Source organism: Mycobacterium sherrisii (assembly GCF_002102355.1).
Classification (GTDB): Bacteria; Actinomycetota; Actinomycetes; order Mycobacteriales; family Mycobacteriaceae; genus Mycobacterium; species Mycobacterium sherrisii.
In genome coordinates this window covers 21679-40794 of sequence record NZ_LQPT01000076.1, presented here as the reverse complement: position 1 = coordinate 40794, position 19116 = coordinate 21679, and the positions used below count along the sequence as shown (strand labels likewise).

General features: G+C 66.0%; 16 protein-coding genes, 1 tRNA gene and 1 pseudogene. 9 read left to right on the top strand and 9 right to left on the bottom strand.

The window, feature by feature from the left end; translation table 11 throughout:
- Positions 1-2 precede the first annotated feature (2 nt).
- The gene (locus tag AWC25_RS13475) at positions 3-2438 is read left to right on the top strand and encodes a glycogen/starch/alpha-glucan phosphorylase (protein ID WP_069399766.1); all 2436 of its coding nucleotides are present in this window, start codon (positions 3-5) and stop codon (positions 2436-2438) included.
- Positions 2439-2478: 40 nt separating this feature from the next.
- Here the strand turns inward: AWC25_RS13475 and AWC25_RS13470 are convergent, their stop codons facing one another.
- The 3 genes from AWC25_RS13470 to AWC25_RS13460 form a co-directional block, all read right to left on the bottom strand.
- Positions 2479-2685 carry a long chain fatty acid-CoA synthetase Faa4p gene (locus tag AWC25_RS13470; RefSeq protein ID WP_069399703.1) on the bottom strand — a complete coding sequence of 69 codons (207 nt, stop codon included), beginning with the start codon at positions 2683-2685 and terminating at the stop codon, positions 2479-2481.
- 173 nt (positions 2686-2858) lie between these two features.
- A complete protein-coding gene (locus AWC25_RS13465) occupies positions 2859-3665 on the bottom strand; it encodes an SDR family oxidoreductase (protein WP_069399702.1) in 807 nt (268 codons plus the stop codon).
- Positions 3662-4540 (bottom strand): HpcH/HpaI aldolase/citrate lyase family protein, encoded by an 879-nt coding sequence (locus AWC25_RS13460; RefSeq protein ID WP_069399701.1) that lies wholly within the window; start codon positions 4538-4540, stop codon positions 3662-3664. The genes AWC25_RS13465 and AWC25_RS13460 overlap by 4 nt, the downstream gene beginning before the upstream one ends.
- 186 nt (positions 4541-4726) lie before the next feature.
- Here AWC25_RS13460 and AWC25_RS13455 point away from each other — a divergent pair, with 186 nt between their 5' ends.
- Positions 4727-4912, top strand: a complete 186-nt coding sequence (locus AWC25_RS13455; protein ID WP_069399700.1) for a hypothetical protein — start codon at positions 4727-4729, stop codon at positions 4910-4912.
- A gap of 71 nt (positions 4913-4983) precedes the next feature.
- On the top strand, positions 4984-5832 hold the full coding sequence (locus AWC25_RS13450; protein WP_069399699.1) for a PNPOx family protein: 849 nt from the start codon (positions 4984-4986) through the stop codon (positions 5830-5832).
- A gap of 6 nt (positions 5833-5838) precedes the next feature.
- On the opposite strand, the pseudogene AWC25_RS13445 reads toward AWC25_RS13450, so the two are convergent.
- A pseudogene (locus tag AWC25_RS13445) lies at positions 5839-6728 on the bottom strand (DUF1295 domain-containing protein).
- A 259-nt stretch (positions 6729-6987) separates the two neighbouring features.
- Here AWC25_RS13445 and AWC25_RS13440 point away from each other — a divergent pair.
- From AWC25_RS13440 to AWC25_RS13430, 3 genes are read left to right on the top strand one after another with little or no spacing between them, the layout of a single operon-like run.
- Complete coding sequence (locus AWC25_RS13440; protein WP_085166948.1) at positions 6988-8373, top strand: condensation domain-containing protein; 1386 nt, start codon at positions 6988-6990, stop codon at positions 8371-8373.
- Positions 8374-8400: 27 nt separating this feature from the next.
- The gene (locus AWC25_RS13435) at positions 8401-9741 is read left to right on the top strand and encodes a hypothetical protein (protein ID WP_069399698.1); all 1341 of its coding nucleotides are present in this window, start codon (positions 8401-8403) and stop codon (positions 9739-9741) included.
- Positions 9738-10985: a hypothetical protein gene (locus AWC25_RS13430; RefSeq protein ID WP_085166934.1), complete on the top strand. Its 1248-nt coding sequence runs from the start codon at positions 9738-9740 to the stop codon at positions 10983-10985. The genes AWC25_RS13435 and AWC25_RS13430 overlap by 4 nt, the downstream gene beginning before the upstream one ends.
- Before the next feature lie 7 nt (positions 10986-10992).
- Here the strand turns inward: AWC25_RS13430 and AWC25_RS13425 are convergent, their stop codons facing one another.
- Together AWC25_RS13425 and AWC25_RS13420 are read right to left on the bottom strand one after the other, a co-directional pair.
- Positions 10993-11571, bottom strand: a complete 579-nt coding sequence (locus AWC25_RS13425) for a hypothetical protein (protein ID WP_069399696.1) — start codon at positions 11569-11571, stop codon at positions 10993-10995.
- A complete protein-coding gene (locus tag AWC25_RS13420) occupies positions 11552-13486 on the bottom strand; it encodes a putative alpha/beta hydrolase (RefSeq protein ID WP_069399764.1) in 1935 nt (644 codons plus the stop codon). Before AWC25_RS13420 ends, AWC25_RS13425 begins: the two co-directional genes overlap by 20 nt.
- A 136-nt stretch (positions 13487-13622) precedes the next feature.
- Here AWC25_RS13420 and AWC25_RS13415 point away from each other — a divergent pair, with 136 nt between their 5' ends.
- From AWC25_RS13415 to fmdA, 3 genes are all read left to right on the top strand, one after another.
- Positions 13623-13952 carry an alpha/beta fold hydrolase gene (locus AWC25_RS13415; protein ID WP_069399695.1) on the top strand — a complete coding sequence of 110 codons (330 nt, stop codon included), beginning with the start codon at positions 13623-13625 and terminating at the stop codon, positions 13950-13952.
- A gap of 103 nt (positions 13953-14055) precedes the next feature.
- Positions 14056-14391: an FmdB family zinc ribbon protein gene (locus tag AWC25_RS13410; RefSeq protein ID WP_264033754.1), complete on the top strand. Its 336-nt coding sequence runs from the start codon at positions 14056-14058 to the stop codon at positions 14389-14391.
- A gap of 14 nt (positions 14392-14405) precedes the next feature.
- The gene (gene fmdA, locus AWC25_RS13405) at positions 14406-15653 is read left to right on the top strand and encodes a formamidase (RefSeq protein ID WP_069399694.1); all 1248 of its coding nucleotides are present in this window, start codon (positions 14406-14408) and stop codon (positions 15651-15653) included.
- 390 nt (positions 15654-16043) lie between these two features.
- On the opposite strand, the gene AWC25_RS13400 is transcribed toward fmdA, so the two are convergent.
- The 3 genes from AWC25_RS13400 to pgm form a co-directional block, all read right to left on the bottom strand.
- Positions 16044-16116: transfer RNA gene (locus AWC25_RS13400), tRNA-Ala, on the bottom strand.
- Between the two features lie 53 nt (positions 16117-16169).
- Positions 16170-17339 (bottom strand): MFS transporter, encoded by a 1170-nt coding sequence (locus tag AWC25_RS13395; protein ID WP_069399763.1) that lies wholly within the window; start codon positions 17337-17339, stop codon positions 16170-16172.
- A 92-nt stretch (positions 17340-17431) separates the two neighbouring features.
- Complete coding sequence (pgm, locus tag AWC25_RS13390) at positions 17432-19063, bottom strand: phosphoglucomutase (alpha-D-glucose-1,6-bisphosphate-dependent) (protein ID WP_069399693.1); 1632 nt, start codon at positions 19061-19063, stop codon at positions 17432-17434.
- Between the last annotated feature and the right edge of the window lie 53 nt (positions 19064-19116).

Below are 19116 nucleotides of genomic sequence, written 5' to 3'. Positions count from 1 at the left end.
GTATGCAGGCCGCCGCGTTGCAGCGGGCGATCGCCGATCACTTGCGCTACTCGATCGGCCGCCCGGCGGCCGCGCTGCGGCCCGAGCACTACTACCGGGCCCTCGCGCTGGCCGTGCGTGACCGCATGCAGGACCGACGGGTGGCCTCGACACAGACCTCCCTCGACCTCGGCCGCAAGGTGACCTGCTACCTGTCGGCGGAGTTTCTGATGGGCCCCCAGCTGGGCAACAACCTGCTGAATCTGGGCTTGGAACGCGCGGCCCGAGCCGCGCTGGCGGCAATGGGTCAGAACTACGACGAGGTGCTGGCGTGCGAGGAGGAGCCGGGTCTGGGCAATGGCGGTCTGGGTCGGCTGGCCGCGTGCTATCTGGACTCGCTGGCCACCTTGGAGCGCCCGGCGATCGGGTATGGCATCCGTTACGAGTTCGGCATTTTCGACCAGGAGATCCACGACGGCTGGCAGGTAGAGCAGACCGACAACTGGCTGGACCGTGGAAACCCTTGGGAAATCGCCAAACCCGACGTCAACTATTTGGTCAAGTGGGGCGGTTACGTCGAGCGTTACACCGACGACACCGGGCGCGAGCGGTCCCGGTGGGTACCCGGACTGCTGCTCAAGGGCGTCGCGTATGACACGCCCATCCAGGGCTACGGCGTCAACACCTGCAACGTCCTGACCCTGTGGAGCGCGCGAGCCGTCAAGTCGTTTGCGCTGGACGCCTTCAACACCGGCGACTACTACAAGGCGGTCGAGGACGAAGTCACCTCGGAGACGGTCACCAAGGTGCTCTACCCCAACGACGAACCGGAGGCCGGCAAGCGGCTGCGCCTGCTGCAGCAGCACTTCTTCGTGTCCTGTTCGTTGCAGCACGTCCTGCACATCATGGACGATCTCGCCGACGTGTCCGTCCGGGAGCTTCCCCAGCGATTCGCGTTGCAGCTCAACGACACTCACCCCTCGATCGGAGTCGCCGAGCTGATGCGACTACTGGTCGACGAGCGGCTCCTCGAATGGGAGGAGGCGTGGGAGATCACCGTCGCGACCTTCGCCTACACCAACCACACCCTGCTGCCGGAAGCCCTCGAGACCTGGCCGCTGGAGATGTTCGGCCAGTCCCTGCCGCGCCACCTCGAGATCATCTACGAGATCAACCGGCGGTTCCTCAACGAGGTCCGGACCCGCTTTCTCGGCGACGCCGACCGGGTCCGCCGGATGTCGCTGATCGGCGAGGACAACGGCAAGAACGTCCGGATGGCGCACCTGGCCACCGTGGGCAGCCACGCCATCAACGGCGTCGCCGCGTTGCACACTGAGCTGCTGAAAGACAGTGTGCTCAAGGACTTTTACGAGATGTGGCCGGAGCGGTTCAGCAACAAGACAAACGGCGTGACGCCGCGACGGTTCCTGGCGCTGTCCAACCCGGGCCTACGCGAGCTGCTGGACCGCACCATCGGGGACGGCTGGCTGACGGACCTGGGCAAGCTGCGCGGCCTGGAGCCGTTCATCGACGATTCGTCCTTCCGGGAGCAGTGGCGAGACATCAAGCGCAACAACAAGGCGCGGCTGGCCGCGTTCGTCCGCCAGGCAACAGGTGTCGAGCTGAACCCGCAATGGATCTTCGACATTCAAGTCAAGCGCATCCACGAGTACAAGCGTCAGCACCTCAACGTGCTGCACATCATCGCGTTGTACTACCGGCTCAAGCAGAACCCGGAGCTCTCGATTCCCCCGCGGGCGTTCATCTTCGGGGGCAAAGCAGCCCCCGGCTACTTTCTGGCCAAGCGGATCATCAAGTTGATCAACGCCGTCGCCGAAACGATCAACAACGACCCGGAAGTCAACAAGTCGCTCAAGGTCGCGTTCATCCCGAACTTCAACGTGCAGAACGCACATCTGATCTATCCCGCCGCGAACGTCTCCGAGCAGATCTCCACGGCCGGCAAAGAGGCCTCGGGCACCGGCAACATGAAGTTCATGATCAACGGCGCCCTGACGGTCGGCACACTCGACGGGGCCAACGTCGAGATCCGCGAGGAGGCCGGCGCGGAAAACTTCTTCTTGTTCGGGCTGACCGTCGACGAGGTCGAAGCGTTGAAGGCCGGCGGTTACCGCCCCGCGGACTACATCGACGGCAACGACGAGCTGCGCGCGGTGCTGGATCTGATTGCCGGCGGGACGTTCTCGCACGGCGACACCGAGGTGTTTCGGCCGCTGGTAGACAACCTGCGCTACGACGACCCCTTCCTGGTGTGCGCCGACTACGCGTCCTATGTCGACTGCCAGGCGCGAGTGAGCGCGGCATGGCAGGACGGGGAGTCCTGGACGAAGATGTCGATCCTCAACACCGCGCGCAGCGGCAAGTTCTCGTCGGATCGCGCGATCGCCGAATACTGCGACGACATCTGGAAGGTGTGGCCGCTGACCGTGACCATGTGAGTCGCGGTCGGCGTGGTCGCCGAAGCGGCGAATCGCGGTGCTAGCAGGTCTCTTTCGTCACATAGACGATGATGTAGCCCATCGGGATTCCGGTGCGGGCCGCGATGCATTCGCGGGCCACCTGGTCGACCGTGGCACGGCGGCTGGCGCGGGCCATGGCGGCGATCTCCGGAATACGGATGAGCCACCCGTCGGTCTCGCGGGTGATTTCGACGTCGAAACACTGACCGACCTTGGGAAAGGTCACACGAGAAGAGCTGCGCGGCGACTGCACCCGTCGCAGAGTGGACTGAATAAGCATCTGCTTTTCCTGAGTCGACAATGAGCCGCGCGCAAGAATAATGCGAACCGGGGCAAAACACCTAATCCGCTGGCACAGTCCGAGCCCAGATTGTGATACGACGGTTGCGTTTCCGTAGCTCAGCGATATCCGGGCAGGTCAGGCACACCGCTGGCGGTGAGCCAACCCCCGCCGTCGACCACCAGCACCGCGCCCGTCACGTAGGAAGCGGCGTCGCTGGCCAAGTACAGCACCGCTTCGGCAATCTCGGTGGTGGAGCCGGGACGCCGCAGCGGATTTTGGATCGCACGGTGCTGGCCGTCGCCGGCGATTCGCCGGACCCCCTCGGTGCCCGACATCGCTCCGGGGGCGACCACATTGACGCGGACTCCGCTGGGGCCCCATTCGATCGCACAAGCGCGGCTCAACGCGTCGACGCCGGCCTTGGCCGAAACGACATGCGCTTGCAACGCCATACCGCGGTATTGGATCGCCGCACTGATGTTCACCACGGCACCACCGTGATCGCGCAGCCAAAGCTCGTAGGCCGCTTTGGATACGTTGAACGTGCCGACCAGGTCGATGTCGACGACCGCTTTGAATCCGTTGGGGCTGAGTTCACTGATCGGCACCGGAAAATTTCCGGCGGCGTTGTTGACCACCACGTCGAGTCGCCCGAAGGTGGCCAACACCTGCTCGACGACGGCGGTGACCTCTTCGGGGCGCCGGACATCGCAGCTGCCGTAAATCGCTTCAATCCCCTCGTGCCGCAGGGTTTTTACCGCGGCCTGCAGATTGGGCTCCTTGCGGCTGCAGATCGCCACGCGAGCGCCGTGATTGCCCAGGACCCGGGCGACCTCCAAGCCCAGGCCCGTCGCCCCACCGGTAACCAGAGCCACCTTGTCCTGCAGAAGATCGGTCCGGAACGGACTCGGCCGGGCACTCATCGGGAATCCAGTTGTGAAATGAGGTCGGCCAAGGCCAGGATCCGCTGCGCGTCGCGCACGTGCAGGCTTTCGATCATGCGACCGTCCACGGTGATGACGCTGGTCCCCGCCGCCCGCGCCTCCTGGTAGGCCGACACGATTCGACGGGCGTCGGCCACCTCCTTCTCCGAGGGGCCGAACAGTTCGTTGGCCGGGCCGACCTGCGAGGGATGGATCAGGGTCTTGCCGTCGAAACCCATTTCGCGACCCTGTGCAGCCTCGGCTCGGAACCCCGTTTCGTCGTCGATCGCGTTGTAGACACCGTCCAAGATGGACTTGCCGGCCGCTCGGGCGCCCAACACCGCCAACGACAGCGCCGGCACAACCGGCGCACGTCCCGGCACATGCAGCCCGTGCAGGTCGTTGACCAGATCGTTGGTGCCAACTACCAACACGGTCAGCCGTTCGCTGGCCGCGGCGATCTCCTCGGCGCGCAAAATGGCCCGCGGTGTCTCGATCATCGCCCACAGCTGCATCGAGCGCGGCGCACCGAGCCGCTCGAGCGCGTTCGCCAGCGCCTCGACCCCGGGACCCGTCTCGACCTTCGGCACAAGCACAGCGTCGGCGCCCGAAGTGGCCACGGCGGTCAGATCATCGTCATGCCAGTCGGTCCCGGCGCCGTTAATGCGCACCACCACCTCGCGAGGACGGTAGCTGCCCGAGGAGACCGCAGCACACACCCTGACTCTGGACTCGTCCTTCGCGTCCGGTCCGACGGCGTCCTCGAGGTCGAAAATCAGCACGTCGGCCGGTAACGACTTCCCCTTCTCCAGTGCTCGATCTTTGTTGCCGGGCAGATAAAGAGCGGATCGGCGCGGGCGCGGCGTCGGTGCCATGCCGATAGCGTAGAGCAGCCCACTTTCGCCGAATCCTGGTGGTAATAAGCGCGGCACTCGATGCGGAATCGCCGTGCATTTCTCGCCATTTGCTGGACCCGTGAAATCGGTCGGTGGCAAACCGGACCGGGAGGTTTATGCTGATATCCGCGGCATAATGCCGACCGAAAAGAGTTAGGTCGAAGCATGAGCACGGAAAAAATCAACCGCGGCATCCTGCTCACCATCGTGGCGATCGGAACCATTGCCTACGTCGCCCTGTACGACCATGCCTCATCCAACTTCAGGCTGTACGTGCCCCTGTGTGTGGCGGCCGTGTTGGGACTGGTCGTCGCGGACGCGGTGAGCGGTCACAAGCCCCGCAGGCACTGACCCCGTCCCGACCGCGCCGTCACGCTAGCGGCGCCGGGAAGTTTCGGCGCGCCCCCGGCGTTATCGGGTCCGTGGCAGTAACGGGCTTTCACGAAGGTGAACTCGCGGCGCAACGCCGCGCCGGTGTCGAAGCCGCCGCAAAACGGCTGGAGAATATGCTGCGCGCAAACCGCATTTCCGCGGGCGCTACGCAATTTCTTTCCACCCAGCGTTTCGCCGCGCTGACCGGACGCGACTACGCGGGGGTCCTGTGGATATCCCCGATAGCCGGGCCGCCGGGGTTCTTACGCGGCGCCGACGACGTTGTGCAAATTTCCCGGGTGCCGCGCGCCGGCGATCCGCTGCACCGAATTGCGGCCGGCCAACAGGTCGGGTTGATCGCCGTCGATTTCGCCACCCGCCGCCGGGTGCGCGTCAACGGCACCCTGCTGGCGCGCGACGACACCGGCATGGCGATCGGCGTCGAGCAGGCCTACGGGAACTGCCCCCAGTACATCCATCGCCGCGACGTCAATGTCCCGGCGCTCGCCAATCACGGAACACCAACCCATGCAACGGCTTTGAGTGCGGTTGACCAAACGATGATCACGAACGCGGATACGTTCTTCCTGGGCACCACGCATCCGCGCCAGGGCAGCGACGCCTCGCACCGGGGAGGCGCGGCCGGATTCGTGCGAGTCGACTCCCCCACTCGGTTGTGGTGGCCGGATTACCCGGGTAACAACATGTTCAACAGCCTGGGCAACCTGATGGTCGACGACGAGGCCGCCCTGTTGTTCGTCGACTTCGACACCGGCGCCAGCATCCAGCTGTCCGGTTCCGCCCAGGTGCAATGGAGCATTCCCGAAGCCGACGACGCTGCCGGACGCGGTGTCGCGTTCCAGATCGACTCCGTCGTCACGTCGGCACCGGTCGTGTAACGCGTTTTACGCCTTGGCTTTTCGTGGGGGACGCGGCACGAAGCGCGGGACCCGATCGACGACGTCCCGGTAGGACGGACGGCGCTGCAGGCTGCGCTCCTCCATCATCGGGATGCTGGCGCCGAGCAGCATCGCCAGCATCGCGGCGGCCCCCAAGATCAGCCACCACCAATCGCCGGGTGCTGCCGCAATGCCGAACAACGCGATGGCAACCCAGAAGCTGAACTCGCCGAAATAGTTCGGGTGCCGCGACCAGCCCCATAGGCCCCGGTCCATCGCTTCGCCGGGCCGCCGCCGCGCAACGAATCGATGCATCTGTACATCGGCGACCAACTCGAGCGCCACGGCGGCCAGACCCACGACGAAGGCGGCCCAACTTAGCCACACTCACCCGGGGCCGGGCCGGACCACGGCGACGTATGCCGGGATCATGGCCAAAATACCTGCAGCGTCGGGATCAGGTGGATGGCGATCAGGTCGACCAGTACCGCCCAGCGGCCCGCGCGCTGCTTGAACATTGGGTAACGCCAGTCTTCATGTTGCAGGCCCGGAAACGCATAAAACCAATTTGCGGTCAGCCGCACCGCCCACAGCACGACCACGACGGCTATTAGCCAGAACCGCAATTGGTCGACTCGGAGTGTCACCCGGGCCCACCAGTAGAACTACAGCAGCGGCGGAATCACACTCCAGTAGGCGTCGTAGCAGCTTGAGTTGCGAAATGCCCGACTGAAGACGAAGACCACCAAGGTGGCCAGCACATCGGCGATCAGCGTGTCCAGCCAGAGCTGACCAGCGGGCGGGCCCCACGTCAGCCATCCGGCGGCCACCGCGAGGGCGATCAGGTAGGCCACCATGACCAGCCACAGGGACCGGGCCTTACTCCCCGTCGTCATCCTCGGAGCTTAGCGAGGCTTTGCCTACCAGTGATGTACGTCTCACCGTCGAGTCGACCCGCATGGCCTGCGGATCCGAGATTTCGCCTGCAAGTGGGCATTTGGACCATCCGTCAAGCGGACGCGGGGTTGTTCAGCAAGTGTTCACCGGGCTCGGCGTTGGTCTGCACGAATTGCACAGTCACGTTAGGGTCGTCACGTTATCGAGCGGGGGTGGCATCGCTCACTGTCGGTATGAGTCGGTATGAAGGGCGTGCGCGTGTTCCTGGGCACCGTTGACAACTGGACGGCCGAGGGCACCGTCGTGTCCTGGTGCCCCACCGCGTCGACCTATGCCCGCGCGGCCAGAGCGCGCCCCCACCCCGCGCCGGTGAGTTACCAGCAATCGCAGCATCTCCAGTACTACCGGCGCCAAGTCGGCCTGGGCCGCGATATCCCACGGTTGTGCATCGGAGCCTGGGAGATTGGGGGCACCTGCGACATCGACGCGATGACGCAGGCGGTCAATGGCCACGTGCGCCGCCACGACACCTATCACGACCGATTTGCCTTCTGCGACAACGACGAAATCCATCGCTACGTGATAGCCGAACCGGAGGCGATCACCCTGGCGCCCAAGGATCTTGGTCGCATGGAGGCGCCGCAGATCCGAAAACTGTTGCTGAACACCCCGGATCCGATGCAATGGGATTGCTTCACGTTCGGGGTGGTCCAGGGCGACGGTCACTTCACCGTCTTGATCGCCATCGACCATCTGCGCGCCGACGGTATGTCGGCCGGCGTCATCTTCCTCGACATCCAGACGCTGTATTTCAGCGCGCTGCAGAGCGGGGAGGCGACCCTGGTACCCGCGGCCAGTTACCGCGAATACAGCGCGAAGCAACGTGCCTACACCGCCGGCCTGGCTGAGGACTCACCCGAAATTCAGTCCTGGCGCGACTTCGTCGCCGCCAACGACGGTGCGCTGCCACAGTTTCCGTTGGAACTGGGCGACGCCACCCCGGACACACCGGGCGCTATCGACGTGTTCGACCTCATCGACGCCGATCAGGGCCGACGTTTCGAGGCGGCGTGCCGAGCGGCGGGAGCGCGCTTCAGCGGCGGCGTGTTCGCCTGCGCGGCCCTGGCTGAGCACCGATTGACCGGCGCCGCAACATACTTCGGGCTCACGCCGTTCGACAACCGCCGCGAACCCGCCCAAGCCGTCACCGTCGGCTGGCTGGCCAGTTTCGTCCCGTTGACCATTCCCACCGCGGGCGCCTCGTTCGAAGCGGTTGTCCGGGCCGCACAGGCGTCATTCGACACCAACGCCGCCCTCGGAGCGGTGCCGTTCTATCACCTGCTCGAGACGCCGGACGGCTCATCGGCTGGAATCGAAGTTCCCGACCGTCCCGTTCCGATGCTGTCCTACATCGACATTCGCAAGCTGCCGTTCGGTGACGACTACAACGATCTGCGGGCCGGCATCTGGGGTGACAATCGGCTACCGGAAACGGTGTGCATGTGGGTCAATCGCATGCATGGCAAAACGCAGGTGGTGGTCGCCTACCCGGGCACCGAACTGGCCCGCGGTTCCGTTCACCGCTACGTCGAGGCGATGCGCGCCGAGTTCATCCGCGTGTGCGACCGCGCCCAGGACGAGTGAGGAAGGCACGGCCGGCGCGGGGTGAGCATGGCGAGGCTGGCGCTGCTGGATCAAGCGGCTTTCTTGCGACTGCGAGCCAATGGCCAAGGCAGCGCCGTGCAGTGCACCTGGGTGTACGACCGCGATGTCGACCTCACCGAATTGCGGCGCTTCAACGACCACCTCGGCGCGGGTTTGCTCGGGCGCCGGATCGAGCGCGCACGGGTGCCGTTCGGCCGCCACCGCTGGGTGGTCGACCACCGCTCCCCCGGCATCGTCATCGATGCGCGTCGGCCACGTTCGCAGGTCGCCACGTGGATCGAGGCCCGCGGATGTATTCCCGTCGACCCCGAACACGGACCCACGTTTCATCTCGGGGTGTTGCCGTTGGACGACGGGGGCGCCGCCGTCACGCTGGTGACCTCGCACTGCATCGTCGACGGACTGGGTTTGGCAACCGCAATCACCGACGCGGTGAACGGCAAAGGCCGTAATCTCGGTTATCCACAACCGAATTCACGCCCCCGATGGCGTGCGGTAGCCGAGGATCTGGTCGACGTCCTTGCGACCCTGCCCGCGGCTGCGCGCGCACTGATCGCCACGCTTCGGATAACGATCGAGGCCAACGCCGATCGGCGGCCTCGGGTACACCCGCCACCCACACCCGTCGACGATGAGCCGACCGCGCTGCCCGCGGTGATCGTGCACACCGACGCCGCGGCATGGGAGGCGCGGGCACGCGAGCTCAACGGAAGCGGCAACAGCCTTTTCGTCGCCTACATGGCCGCGCTGGCGCAGCAATCTGGCCGGATGCACACGGACGGGAAGGCCGTCACCGTGGTGCTCCCGGTCAGCGACCGCGGGATCGACGACGACCGCGCCAACGCGCTGACCTCGATCGCACTCACCGTCGACCGCCGACGGGTCGATGAGGACCTGAGCGCGGTGCGGGCAGACATCAGAAACCGACTGACGTCGTTGGGTACCGAGCCCAACGAGATGCTGGCCGGACTGCCGCTGGTCCCGTTCACGCCGCGATGGCTGGCGCGGCGGGCCGAAAGCATCGCCATGGCGACCGACCAACTGCCGGTGGGTTGCTCCAACATGGGCAGGTTCGATGCGGCCCTGGCCCGCATCGACGGCGACGCGGCGACCGACGTGTCGATCCGGCTCGTCGAGCCGGGCCTCACCCGCGGCCGTATCGAGCAGGTCGGCGGCCAGTTGTTCGGCGCCACCGGGATCGTCAACGGCAATCGGTTCATCGCCGTGGCCCTGTATCAGTGCGGCGCCGACAACAGTGCTGTCGCCGTCCGTGAGCTCGTCTGCCGCACACTGGCCGGCCTGGCCTTGCACGCCACGGCGGTGTATGGGGGTGAGTCCCGACGATGATCCCCGGTCGCACCGTGAAACCCATTGTCCGCCAACGGGTATATCTCGGCATCGGCGTGGCGATAACGCTGTGGGCGGCGACGGTGCTGTGGTTCGCCATCGCCGTTGTGCCGCTGGACGTGTACTGGATGTCCTACTACTCGGCCAGTTACGCCCACGGCTTCGTCCGGCGCGGTCTGGCCGGCGAACTAGTGGGCATGTTTCCCGGCCACTACTTCACGGTCGCCCTGGGCCTGCGGTGGGTGTCGACGGCGGTTTATCTGTGCGGGCTGGCGGCGGTCGCGGCCGCGGTGCTGGTGCGGCGGCGCCGGGCCGAACGGCACCTGCTGGTCACGATGGCGATTCCGTTGCTGCCCTTCGGTATTCCGTTCGCCGCCTACTCCGCCCGACCCGACCTGTTCGGTGGGGCCGCCCTGACGCTGTTCGCCACGGGGTTGACGTTCGCGCGTTCCCGTGCGACGGCCATCGGCCTGTGTCTGGTCTACGGCATCGCGACCGCGGCTCTGACGCTGGTGCACGAGGCGATCGGGCTGCAGTTCGCGTTGGGGGCTGTGCTGGCGGTCGTCATCCTCGGCCGTGTCCTTTCGGCCGGCCAGGGCGCGGGCGCGCTGCTCGCGGTCGCGCCGGGTGCGTTGACCGCGGCCGCCATCGCGGTGTTCGGCCGTCACGACATCGCCCCCCAACTCTGTGTGTCGGTCCCGCATCGCTTGCTGCCCAATGCATTTGCCACGATCACGTCACCGTCGACGTTGGTGCGCTACGTGATCGACGGGCGCCCGCGCCAGACCGACTACCACGACTGGGTCTGCCGCAACGTGCTGCCCAGCTACGACCACGACATTGCCGAGGCCCTCCGAAGTGTCGGCCACGTCGGGATCGTCGGCCTGACGGCGTCGTTCGTCTTCGGCGCCGCCGGTGTCGCCGTGACGCTGTGGGGTCTCCGCGAGCTGTCCGGCGTGCCCCTGCGCGCATTCGCCGAGACGCTGCGGGGCCGGATGTCGTGGGCGTCGGCGGGACTGATCTTGATCGTCCCGGTGTTCCTCACCGGCTACGATTGGACCCGCTGGCTGACCATCCTCGCCTTCGATGTGGGCATCGTATTCATCCTGTTCGCCGCGGGACGACCGGAGATCCAGCAACCGCCCAGCCCAAAGACGTTACAAGTCTTCGCTTTTCTCGTCATCACGCTGGCGCTGATCCCGATCGGGGCCGTTCCGGGATTCGGCGGACCGCTGATGGCCTGATCGGTGGCTAGTGTCCTGTCAGTTGACTGGTGATATCGAAACCGGCGCCAGGGTCGTGGTGGTGGTCTGTGGTGTTCCGGCACTCGCCGTACAGGATGATCTGGCCGCGACTGTGATCGGACGGCACGAAGCCGATGCTCGCGGTCACACCGTTCTTGTTCAACGCCGCGCCGTGATAGTGCTGTCCCGGCGGGGCGCCTTCGCTCCAACCGGTCGCGCGCATGGCGGACCGGACGTGTTGAAGGTAGGAGTCCGGGTCGCCCTGCAGCAGAAAGCCGATCGTCACCCTGCCCTGATAGGGCGGATCGCCTTGGTCGTTGCACGAGGCGAACGAGAAGCCGCCTTCGGCGCCCTGCAAGCCGGCGGCGGCAACGATCTGCTTGGCCGGCTCGATCACCTGGGACCTGGTCTGATCGTCGGTCATCGGGTGTGCGGAGTCGTCAAAAGGGTTGGCAGAGCCCGAGGAATGCGGTTTGGGGAACATCAGCGAACACCCTCCTAACAGCAACGCAACGACAGCCACTACCGCGGCAAGGCGCACTCGCCGGAACGAAACGTGTTGCCGTTCAGTGATGGTGTTGGTCATCGAAGACATGATCATCGGTAACAGATTGCGGCGGGCGACCCCACTCCGGGTCGACGACGGCGGGCGTGCCGGGTATGCCGATGCCGACCGGACCGAGGCCCGGGATGTTGACCTTGCCCGGCTGATACCGGTGCCCGGCCGTCATGCCGTCGGCTTCCAGCGCGTCGCCGTGGCCCGAGGCGATGTCGGCCATGCTGTACAACGCCTCGCTGCCCGGGTGGTAGTAGTACGAATGGTCGTGCGGATTGATGGCATCGGCACCGGGCACCTCGGCGCGGAACCGCACCGACCCGAAGCCGTCCGCGGCGGGGTCGGTACCCAGCCCCGGGGTCAAGCCGAGCACCTGGCCGCCGATGTTGTCCCGGTTTACATAATGGCTGAGGCCATTCAGTTCGCCGAGCATGCCAACCGGATCCGTCGAGGCGTCTCCGACGTACACGTGCCCGCCGTCCAGCTGAAAACTCGCCGCGTTCGGCGCCAGATCGGTTCCCGGACAACCGATCAGCACCGCGTCGTTGGCGTGCATATGTCCTAAGGCGAACGCGTCCGCCACGGTGGTCGAGCCGTAGGAGTGCCCCAGCACGGTGACGTGCTGGCCACCGCCGAGGTGGGTGGCCCACAGGCCGTTGACGTCCTGCGCCAGGGCCTGACCACCCGTTCGCGCCAGTGCCGGGGTGGAAATACGCTGGACGTCGTTGAAGTCGTTCGGTGCGTCGTAGCCCATCCACGCGATCACCGCCGTGGGGTTCTTGGGATCGGCGGCGTTGGCCTGGCCGTAGAGATTCAGCGCATCGTTGTGGCCCTCGTGCAGCCAGCCACCCTTCACGCTGCTGCTGGTGCCGGGCACGATCACGGCGGTGTTCTTCGCCAGGTCAGGGTTGCCGATCGCGATCGCGGCACGCCCCTTGCCGCCGAACGCCAACGGGTCATAGGCGAACAGGAACACCGGGTTGTGGCCGTGATCGGCGTCGTGGTCGAGACCTTGCTTCGTCTGATCGGCGTTCTGGTACCGGGTGATGTCGTCGGCGGACAGACCGTACCGCGCCGGGTCGCGCAGCACGTCGTCCGGCGAGACGCCAAAGCGGGCGGCGGCGTCCCGCACACGGTTGAGGTCCTGCGTCAGCACCGCGACATTGGCGTCGTTGCGCGCCGAGACCGGGACGCCGTTGAGACTGCCGACCTGATCGGGGTGCTCGGCGATGAGCTGCTGGCGTTCCTCAGGTGTCAAGGAAGTCCACCACTGGTGCACATCCTCGGGACTGGTGCCCGGCGGCGGAATCTGCGGTCGTGCGTCGACCGCTTGGAGAATTCCTGGGTCGTAGCCCTCGGCTCGCAGCGTGGCGAGGGCGTTGTCCAAGTAATCGGAGTAGCCGTCACGGAGCGACTCCACCTGTCCCAGAGCCGATTTCGTGCCCGCGATGGCTTCGTCTTCCAGCTCCGTGATGTGCAGATCCAACAGTTTTCGCTCGCCGGCGGTGAGGTGGCTGTCCTTCTCGGCGGTCACCGCCGCACCGATTTCATCGTCGAGCTGCTGCAGCTGAGCTTCCAGCGTCGAGATCAGCACCGCGCCGGTGCGCTGCGCCTGCGCCAACGTGGCCGCGATGTTTTCCAGACTCAGCCCGATCTTGGGCAACTGCAACGACTGCGCCCCCAACGCCCTGGTCACCCGCTGCACCTCGGCCCCGTCATTGATCGGGTGCACACCATCTTCGCGGTTCCACGACGCCTCGAACCGGCGGCGCGCTTCGGCGAACGCGGCACTGGACTCGGCCGTGCATCGGCCGGCAGCGTGAAACGCCTCCGCCAGATCGGCGATCTGCGCCGGACGACCAACCTGAAGGCTCTGATTGATTGCCCACGGATCGCCGCCGGCTTCGCCGATCAGCGCCGGGACGCTTATGTATCGCAGCTGCACCGCGTCACCCGCCCCCGACACCGGGAAGCGCTTCGGTCATGATCGCCACCCCCTCGTCCGAGCTGGCGACAACGCTACTACTACTGTCCTGCGACGCACCGCGGACTTGAAGGTGGCCTGTGAGGTCAGTGGATCCGTGGGCGGGCGCCCGTTGGTCGCCCTGCATGGGTGGCCGGACACACCACACTGCTGGGATGGTGTACTGCCGGCGCTGCATGACGACGGCTATCGAGTGTTTCGGCCCTGGTTGCGGGGTTTCGGCTCGACGCGCTTTCGGCGCGCCGACAAGCCGCGCAGCGGCCAGATCGGTGCATTAGGCAAGGACCTCGCAGATCTCCTGGACGCGCTGGCTGTCGACGATGCCGTTGTGGTGGGCCACGATTGGGTGCACGCGCCGCCTCCGCGGTGGGCGCCCTGTTTCCAGCGCGCGTCGCGCGGATCATTTCCCGCCCCGAGAAGCGCCTGACAGAGTAGCCGAGGCGATCCTCTCTGGTCGGCCGGCAGCCTCAACCAAGGCCCGCCAGGACGTACCAAGCGTCACCCAGGTCGCATCGCTACCATGACGACTGGTGCCTGCAGCGCTGCCACCGGTCTTTCAGGGTTGTCTCCGGAGGTGGGCGTTGCCAACGTACGGCTACAAGTGTGGCGACTGCGGTCCGTTCACCCTTGTTAGGCCGATGGCCGAGGCGCGGTCGCTGACGGACTGCCCCGGTTGCGGCGATGCCGCCCGCAGGGTGTTCGGGTCGCCTGCATTGCATGCGCTCGACACGGGCGTACGCCGGGCACACGACGCCAGCGAGAGAAGCGCCGAGGCCCCGCAGGTCGTTTCGTCGGTGCCTGGGCGTTCGCGGCGCGCAACCCCTATCACGTCCGACCCTCGACACGCCCGTCTGCCCCGTCCCTGAATCTGGAGGTTGCCATGCCCGACGTCGTCTTCTCGGTTGACCAGGCACGCTCGATGCGCGACCAGGCGGTGCCCGGTCACAACCGGTGGCACCCCGATATCCCGCCAGCGGCCAATGTCCGTCCCGGACAACACGTTCGAATCGAATGCCGGGAATGGACCGACGGTCAGATCGGCAACAACGACTCCGCCAACGACGTGCGCGACGTCGACCTGACGCATGCGCACATGCTGTCCGGGCCGCTCTACGTCGAGGGTGCCGAACCCGGCGATCTGCTGGTCGTCGACATTCTCGACCTGGGTCCAGTGCCACAGCAGGTCGGGGACGTTCCCGGTCAGGGCTGGGGCTACACCGGCATCTTCGCGAAGGCCAACGGAGGCGGCTTCCTCACCGACCACTTCCCCGACGCGTACAAAGCCATTTGGGATTTCGCGGGCCAGAAGTGCACCTCGCGGCACATCCCCGGAGTGGAGTTCACGGGGATCACCCACCCCGGGCTGTTCGGCACGGCGCCGTCGCCTGAGCTGCTGAGTAGGTGGAATGCCCGCGAGCGGGCGCTGATCGACACCGATCCGACCCGGGTGCCACCGCTGGCGCTGCCGCCCTTGGAGGAAAATACGTTAGGCGGCACCGCAACTGGCGAAGCACTGGCCGCGATCGCCCGTGAGGGCGCACGCACCGTGCCCGCCCGGGAGAACGGCGGCAATCACGACATCAAGAACTTCACCCGCGGCTCGCGGGTGTTCTATCCGGTCCACGTGCCGGGCGCCTTATTCTCCGGCGGCGACCTCCACTTCAGCCAAGGCGACGGCGAGATCACCTTTTGCGGCGCCATCGAGATGGGCGGCTTCATCGACTTCCACATCGACCTGATCAAGGGCGGAATGGAAACGTACGGGGTGACGACGAATCCGATTCTGATGCCGGGCAACGTTGAACCGCGCTATTCGGAGTTCCTGACGTTCATCGGCATCGGCGTTGACCACGGCACCGATACGCAGTTGTACAACGACGCGACCGTGGCGTATCGCAACGCGTGCCTGAATGCGGTCGCATACCTGGAGAAGTTCGGCTACTCGGGTGCGCAGGCGTACTTGTTGCTCGGCGCGGCACCGATCGAGGGCCGGGTCAGTGGTGTTGTCGACATCCCGAACGCCTGCTGCTCGTTGTATTTGCCTACTGCCATCTTCGATTTCGACATCCGGCCGACGGCGAGTGGTCCGGTGCGAGCAGATCGCGGCAGCTGTGCCGTGTCGTCCTGAAACGAGCACAGAACTTACGCACGTCTTCGTCGAGCGCAGTTTGGCTGCGCTCCGAGTCCCTGCGTTGCTCCGGGAAGCTGATTTGCACTAACGACGATGCGTAACACTACGGCGAAGCAGAAGCGCAATGTGTTGGCGAGGTGGAGTGGATTGGGCTCACGGCCGAGCGTGGATGGATCGGCTTTCACACTCAGTTCAGACAGACCGCATCGTCAGACTGCCGCTGTAACAGCCAGAGCTACTGATCTGCTTAAGCCCACGCTGGACATGCGGTGTCGTCACGTCCGAGTGTTCGAGTGTGGCGCCGTCGTTCGAACGAGGACTGTCGTCGACCGACGGTTGGACGGAATCATCACGCTCCGACCTTCGCGAACCGCCTGTTCACATGGGTGGAGCTAAGGGGACTCGAACCCCTGACCCCCACACTGCCAGTGTGGTGCGCTACCAGCTGCGCCATAGCCCCAAGTCGTGCCCATCGAAGCTACACCACCGGTACCTGTCCTTCAAAGTTGCAGGTCACACCGGCTCGACGTCCGCCTCCCCCGCCAAGAATTCCTTGTCCGGAGCCGGCATCGCCTTGGTTTCCGGTGCCGCCACCCAGCCAACGGCCGCGATCAGCAGAACCAGCCCGCTGATGGTGAAGCCCCAGGTGTAGCTCCACTGTTCGGCCGCCCAGCCGACCACCAGGGACCCGACGATGGCACCCAGATCCGACATCATCTGGACCGTCGCCACCGGAAGACCGGCACGGGCCTGGCTGCCGAGGATGTCGGCGACGGCGGCCTGCAGCGGTGACATGAAGATGCCCGTCATCGCGCCCACCACGGCGGCCGCGATCAGAAAGGTCGGCAGCGCCGACACGAAGCCCAGCCATCCGGTCGCCAGCCCCGACGTCACCAGCCCGACGATCAACAACGTGCGCCGTCCCATCCGGTCCGAGAGGTAGCCGCTGGGGACGACGGCCAGCGCGTTACCGCCGGCGAACGCCGCCAGCACGACGCCGATGACGCCCACACCGCGGCCCATCACGTCGGAGATGAAGAGCGGCACCAGGGCGACGCGCAGCCCGAACGCCGACCAGCCGGTCGCGAAGTTCGACAGCAGCGCCGACCGATAGGCCCGAACCCGCAGCGCCTCGCCCATCGTCACGGTCGATCGGGTCGGCGGTGGCGGCGCGGCCAACGCCGAGTTCCGCAGGCTGTAGAACAGCACCACGGCCACGCCGAGCATCGCCAGGCCGTACACGACGAACGGAGCGGTCAGCCCCCACCCGGCGGCCAGGCCGCCGACCGCCGGACCCCCGACGGCGCCCACCATGAATGACGTGGTGAACAGGCCCGCGATCCGCCCCCGCGCGTCGGGAGGGCTGATGTGGATCATCAACCCCAGCGCCGAGACGTAGAACATCGTCGACCCGATGCCGCTGCACACCCGGAATACCAGCAATTGCCAATACGCCTGCGAGAAAGCACAGGCCGCGGTCGAAATGGCGACGATCAGCAAACCGCCGATATAGATACGCCGCTCACCCAACCGTTGCGCCAGCAGTCCGCTGACGGGTGCGAAGCACAATCGGCTCAACGAAAAGACGGTGACCAGAAAAGTCACCGCCTTGATGCTGACCCCGAAGGTGCGGGCAAAGGTGGGCAGCGCCGGCGAGATCACCCCATAGCCGAGCGCAATCATGACGTTCGCCCAGCTGAGAATCCACACTTCGCGCGGCAACCGGGCGGACGCGGACCCGCGACCCCCCGCGCGGGCGAGACGGAGGCAACAAGTCACCCAATGACTTTATTAACCACCTCGCGCGCGGTTTCTTGCACCTCGGCCAAATGGTCGGGCCCGTTGAAAGATTCCGCGTAAATCTTGTACACGTCCTCGGTGCCCGACGGCCGGGCGGCAAACCACGCATTGGCGGTGGTCACTTTCAGCCCGCCCAGCGGGGCACCGTTGCCGGGCGCCGCGGTGAGCTTGGCGGTGATCGGCTCCCCCGCCAATTCCGTGGCGGTGACCTCGTCGGCGGACAGCCGGGACAGCCGGGCCTTCTGCTCCCGATTGGCGGCTTCGTCGACCCGGGCGTAGCACGGTGTGCCGTATTTGTCGGCGAGCTCTTGATACAGCTGCGACGGCGTGGCATCGGTGACGGCCAGAATCTCCGACGCCAGCAGGGCCAAGATGATGCCGTCCTTGTCGGTGGTCCACACCGATCCGTCGCGCCGCAGGAACGATGCGCCGGCCGACTCCTCGCCGCCGAAACCGATGGTGCCACCGATCAAGCCGTCCACGAACCACTTGAAACCGACGGGAACTTCGACGAGTTTGCGGTCGATCCCGGCCACCACCCGGTCAATGATCGAAGAGCTGACCGCGGTCTTGCCGACCGCGATACCGGCCGGCCAGGACGGCCGATGCGTATACAGGTAGTCGATGGCCGCGGCCAGGTAGTGATTGGGATTCATCAACCCCGCGTCCGGGGTGACGATGCCATGGCGGTCGGAGTCGGCGTCGTTGCCGGTGGCGATCTGGTAGTGGTCACGGCTCGCGATCAGCCCGGCCATCGCGTCCGGGGAACTGCAATCCATCCGGATCTTGCCGTCGTGGTCGAGCGTCATGAACCGCCAGGTCGCGTCGACCAGCGGATTGACGACCGTCAGCTCAAGCCGGTGCCGTTCGGCGATGGCGGCCCAGTAGTCCACGCTGGCACCGCCGAGCGGGTCGGCACCGATCCGGACGCCCGCTTTGCGGATCACGTCCACGTCCACCACGTTCGGCAGGTCGTCGACGTAGCTGTCCAGGTAATCGTGGCGGCGCACCGTCTGCAGTGCCCGCGCCAGCGGAACCCGCTTCACCCCAGAGCCACCGGCTCGCAGAATTTCGTTGGCGCGTTTGGCAATTGCGTTGGTCGCCTCGGTATCGGCCGGGCCACCGTTGGGCGGGTTGTACTTGAAGCCACCGTCCGGCGGCGGGTTGTGCGAGGGGGTCACGACGATACCGTCGGCCAGCGCTTCGCCACGCCCGCGGTTGTAGGTGAGGATGGCGTGGCTGATCGCCGGAGTCGGCGTGTAGCGGTCGGCGGAGTCGATCACTGCGGTCACGTCGTTGGCCGCCAGCACTTCGAGCGCCGACACCCATGCCGGCTCGGAAAGACCGTGCGTATCACGGCCGATGAACAACGGGCCGGTCGTACCGTGGGCCGCCCGATACTCGACGATCGCCTGGGTGATCGCCACGATGTGCGCCTCGTTGAAGGCGCCGTTGAGGGACGAGCCGCGGTGGCCCGACGTGCCGAAGACAACTTGCTGCGCGACGTCCTCGGGGTCGGGTTGGATGGCGTAGTACGCCGTGACTAGATGGGAGAGATCGACGAGGTCTTCGGGCTGGGCCGGCTGACCGGCTCGCGGGTTGGCCATGTCTACAGATTGTGCCCGTGTCGCGGCGCGCACGTCGCTTCGTGCTGCAAGTG

What these genes read in the sequence shown, in the direction of transcription:
- fmdA (WP_069399694.1), top strand. Translation starts at nt 14,406, where the DNA reads ATGCCCGACGTCGTCTTCTCGGTTGACCAGGCACGCTCGATGCGCGAC.
- pgm (WP_069399693.1), bottom strand. Translation starts at nt 19,063, where the DNA reads ATGGCCAACCCGCGAGCCGGTCAGCCGGCCCAGCCCGAAGACCTCGTC.
- AWC25_RS13465 (WP_069399702.1), bottom strand. Translation starts at nt 3,665, where the DNA reads ATGAGTGCCCGGCCGAGTCCGTTCCGGACCGATCTTCTGCAGGACAAG.
- AWC25_RS13395 (WP_069399763.1), bottom strand. Translation starts at nt 17,339, where the DNA reads ATGATTGCGCTCGGCTATGGGGTGATCTCGCCGGCGCTGCCCACCTTT.
- AWC25_RS13460 (WP_069399701.1), bottom strand. Translation starts at nt 4,540, where the DNA reads ATGGCACCGACGCCGCGCCCGCGCCGATCCGCTCTTTATCTGCCCGGC.
- AWC25_RS13435 (WP_069399698.1), top strand. Translation starts at nt 8,401, where the DNA reads ATGGCGAGGCTGGCGCTGCTGGATCAAGCGGCTTTCTTGCGACTGCGA.
- AWC25_RS13475 (WP_069399766.1), top strand. Translation starts at nt 3, where the DNA reads ATGCAGGCCGCCGCGTTGCAGCGGGCGATCGCCGATCACTTGCGCTAC.
- AWC25_RS13430 (WP_085166934.1), top strand. Translation starts at nt 9,738, where the DNA reads ATGATCCCCGGTCGCACCGTGAAACCCATTGTCCGCCAACGGGTATAT.
- AWC25_RS13455 (WP_069399700.1), top strand. Translation starts at nt 4,727, where the DNA reads ATGAGCACGGAAAAAATCAACCGCGGCATCCTGCTCACCATCGTGGCG.
- AWC25_RS13425 (WP_069399696.1), bottom strand. Translation starts at nt 11,571, where the DNA reads ATGACCAACACCATCACTGAACGGCAACACGTTTCGTTCCGGCGAGTG.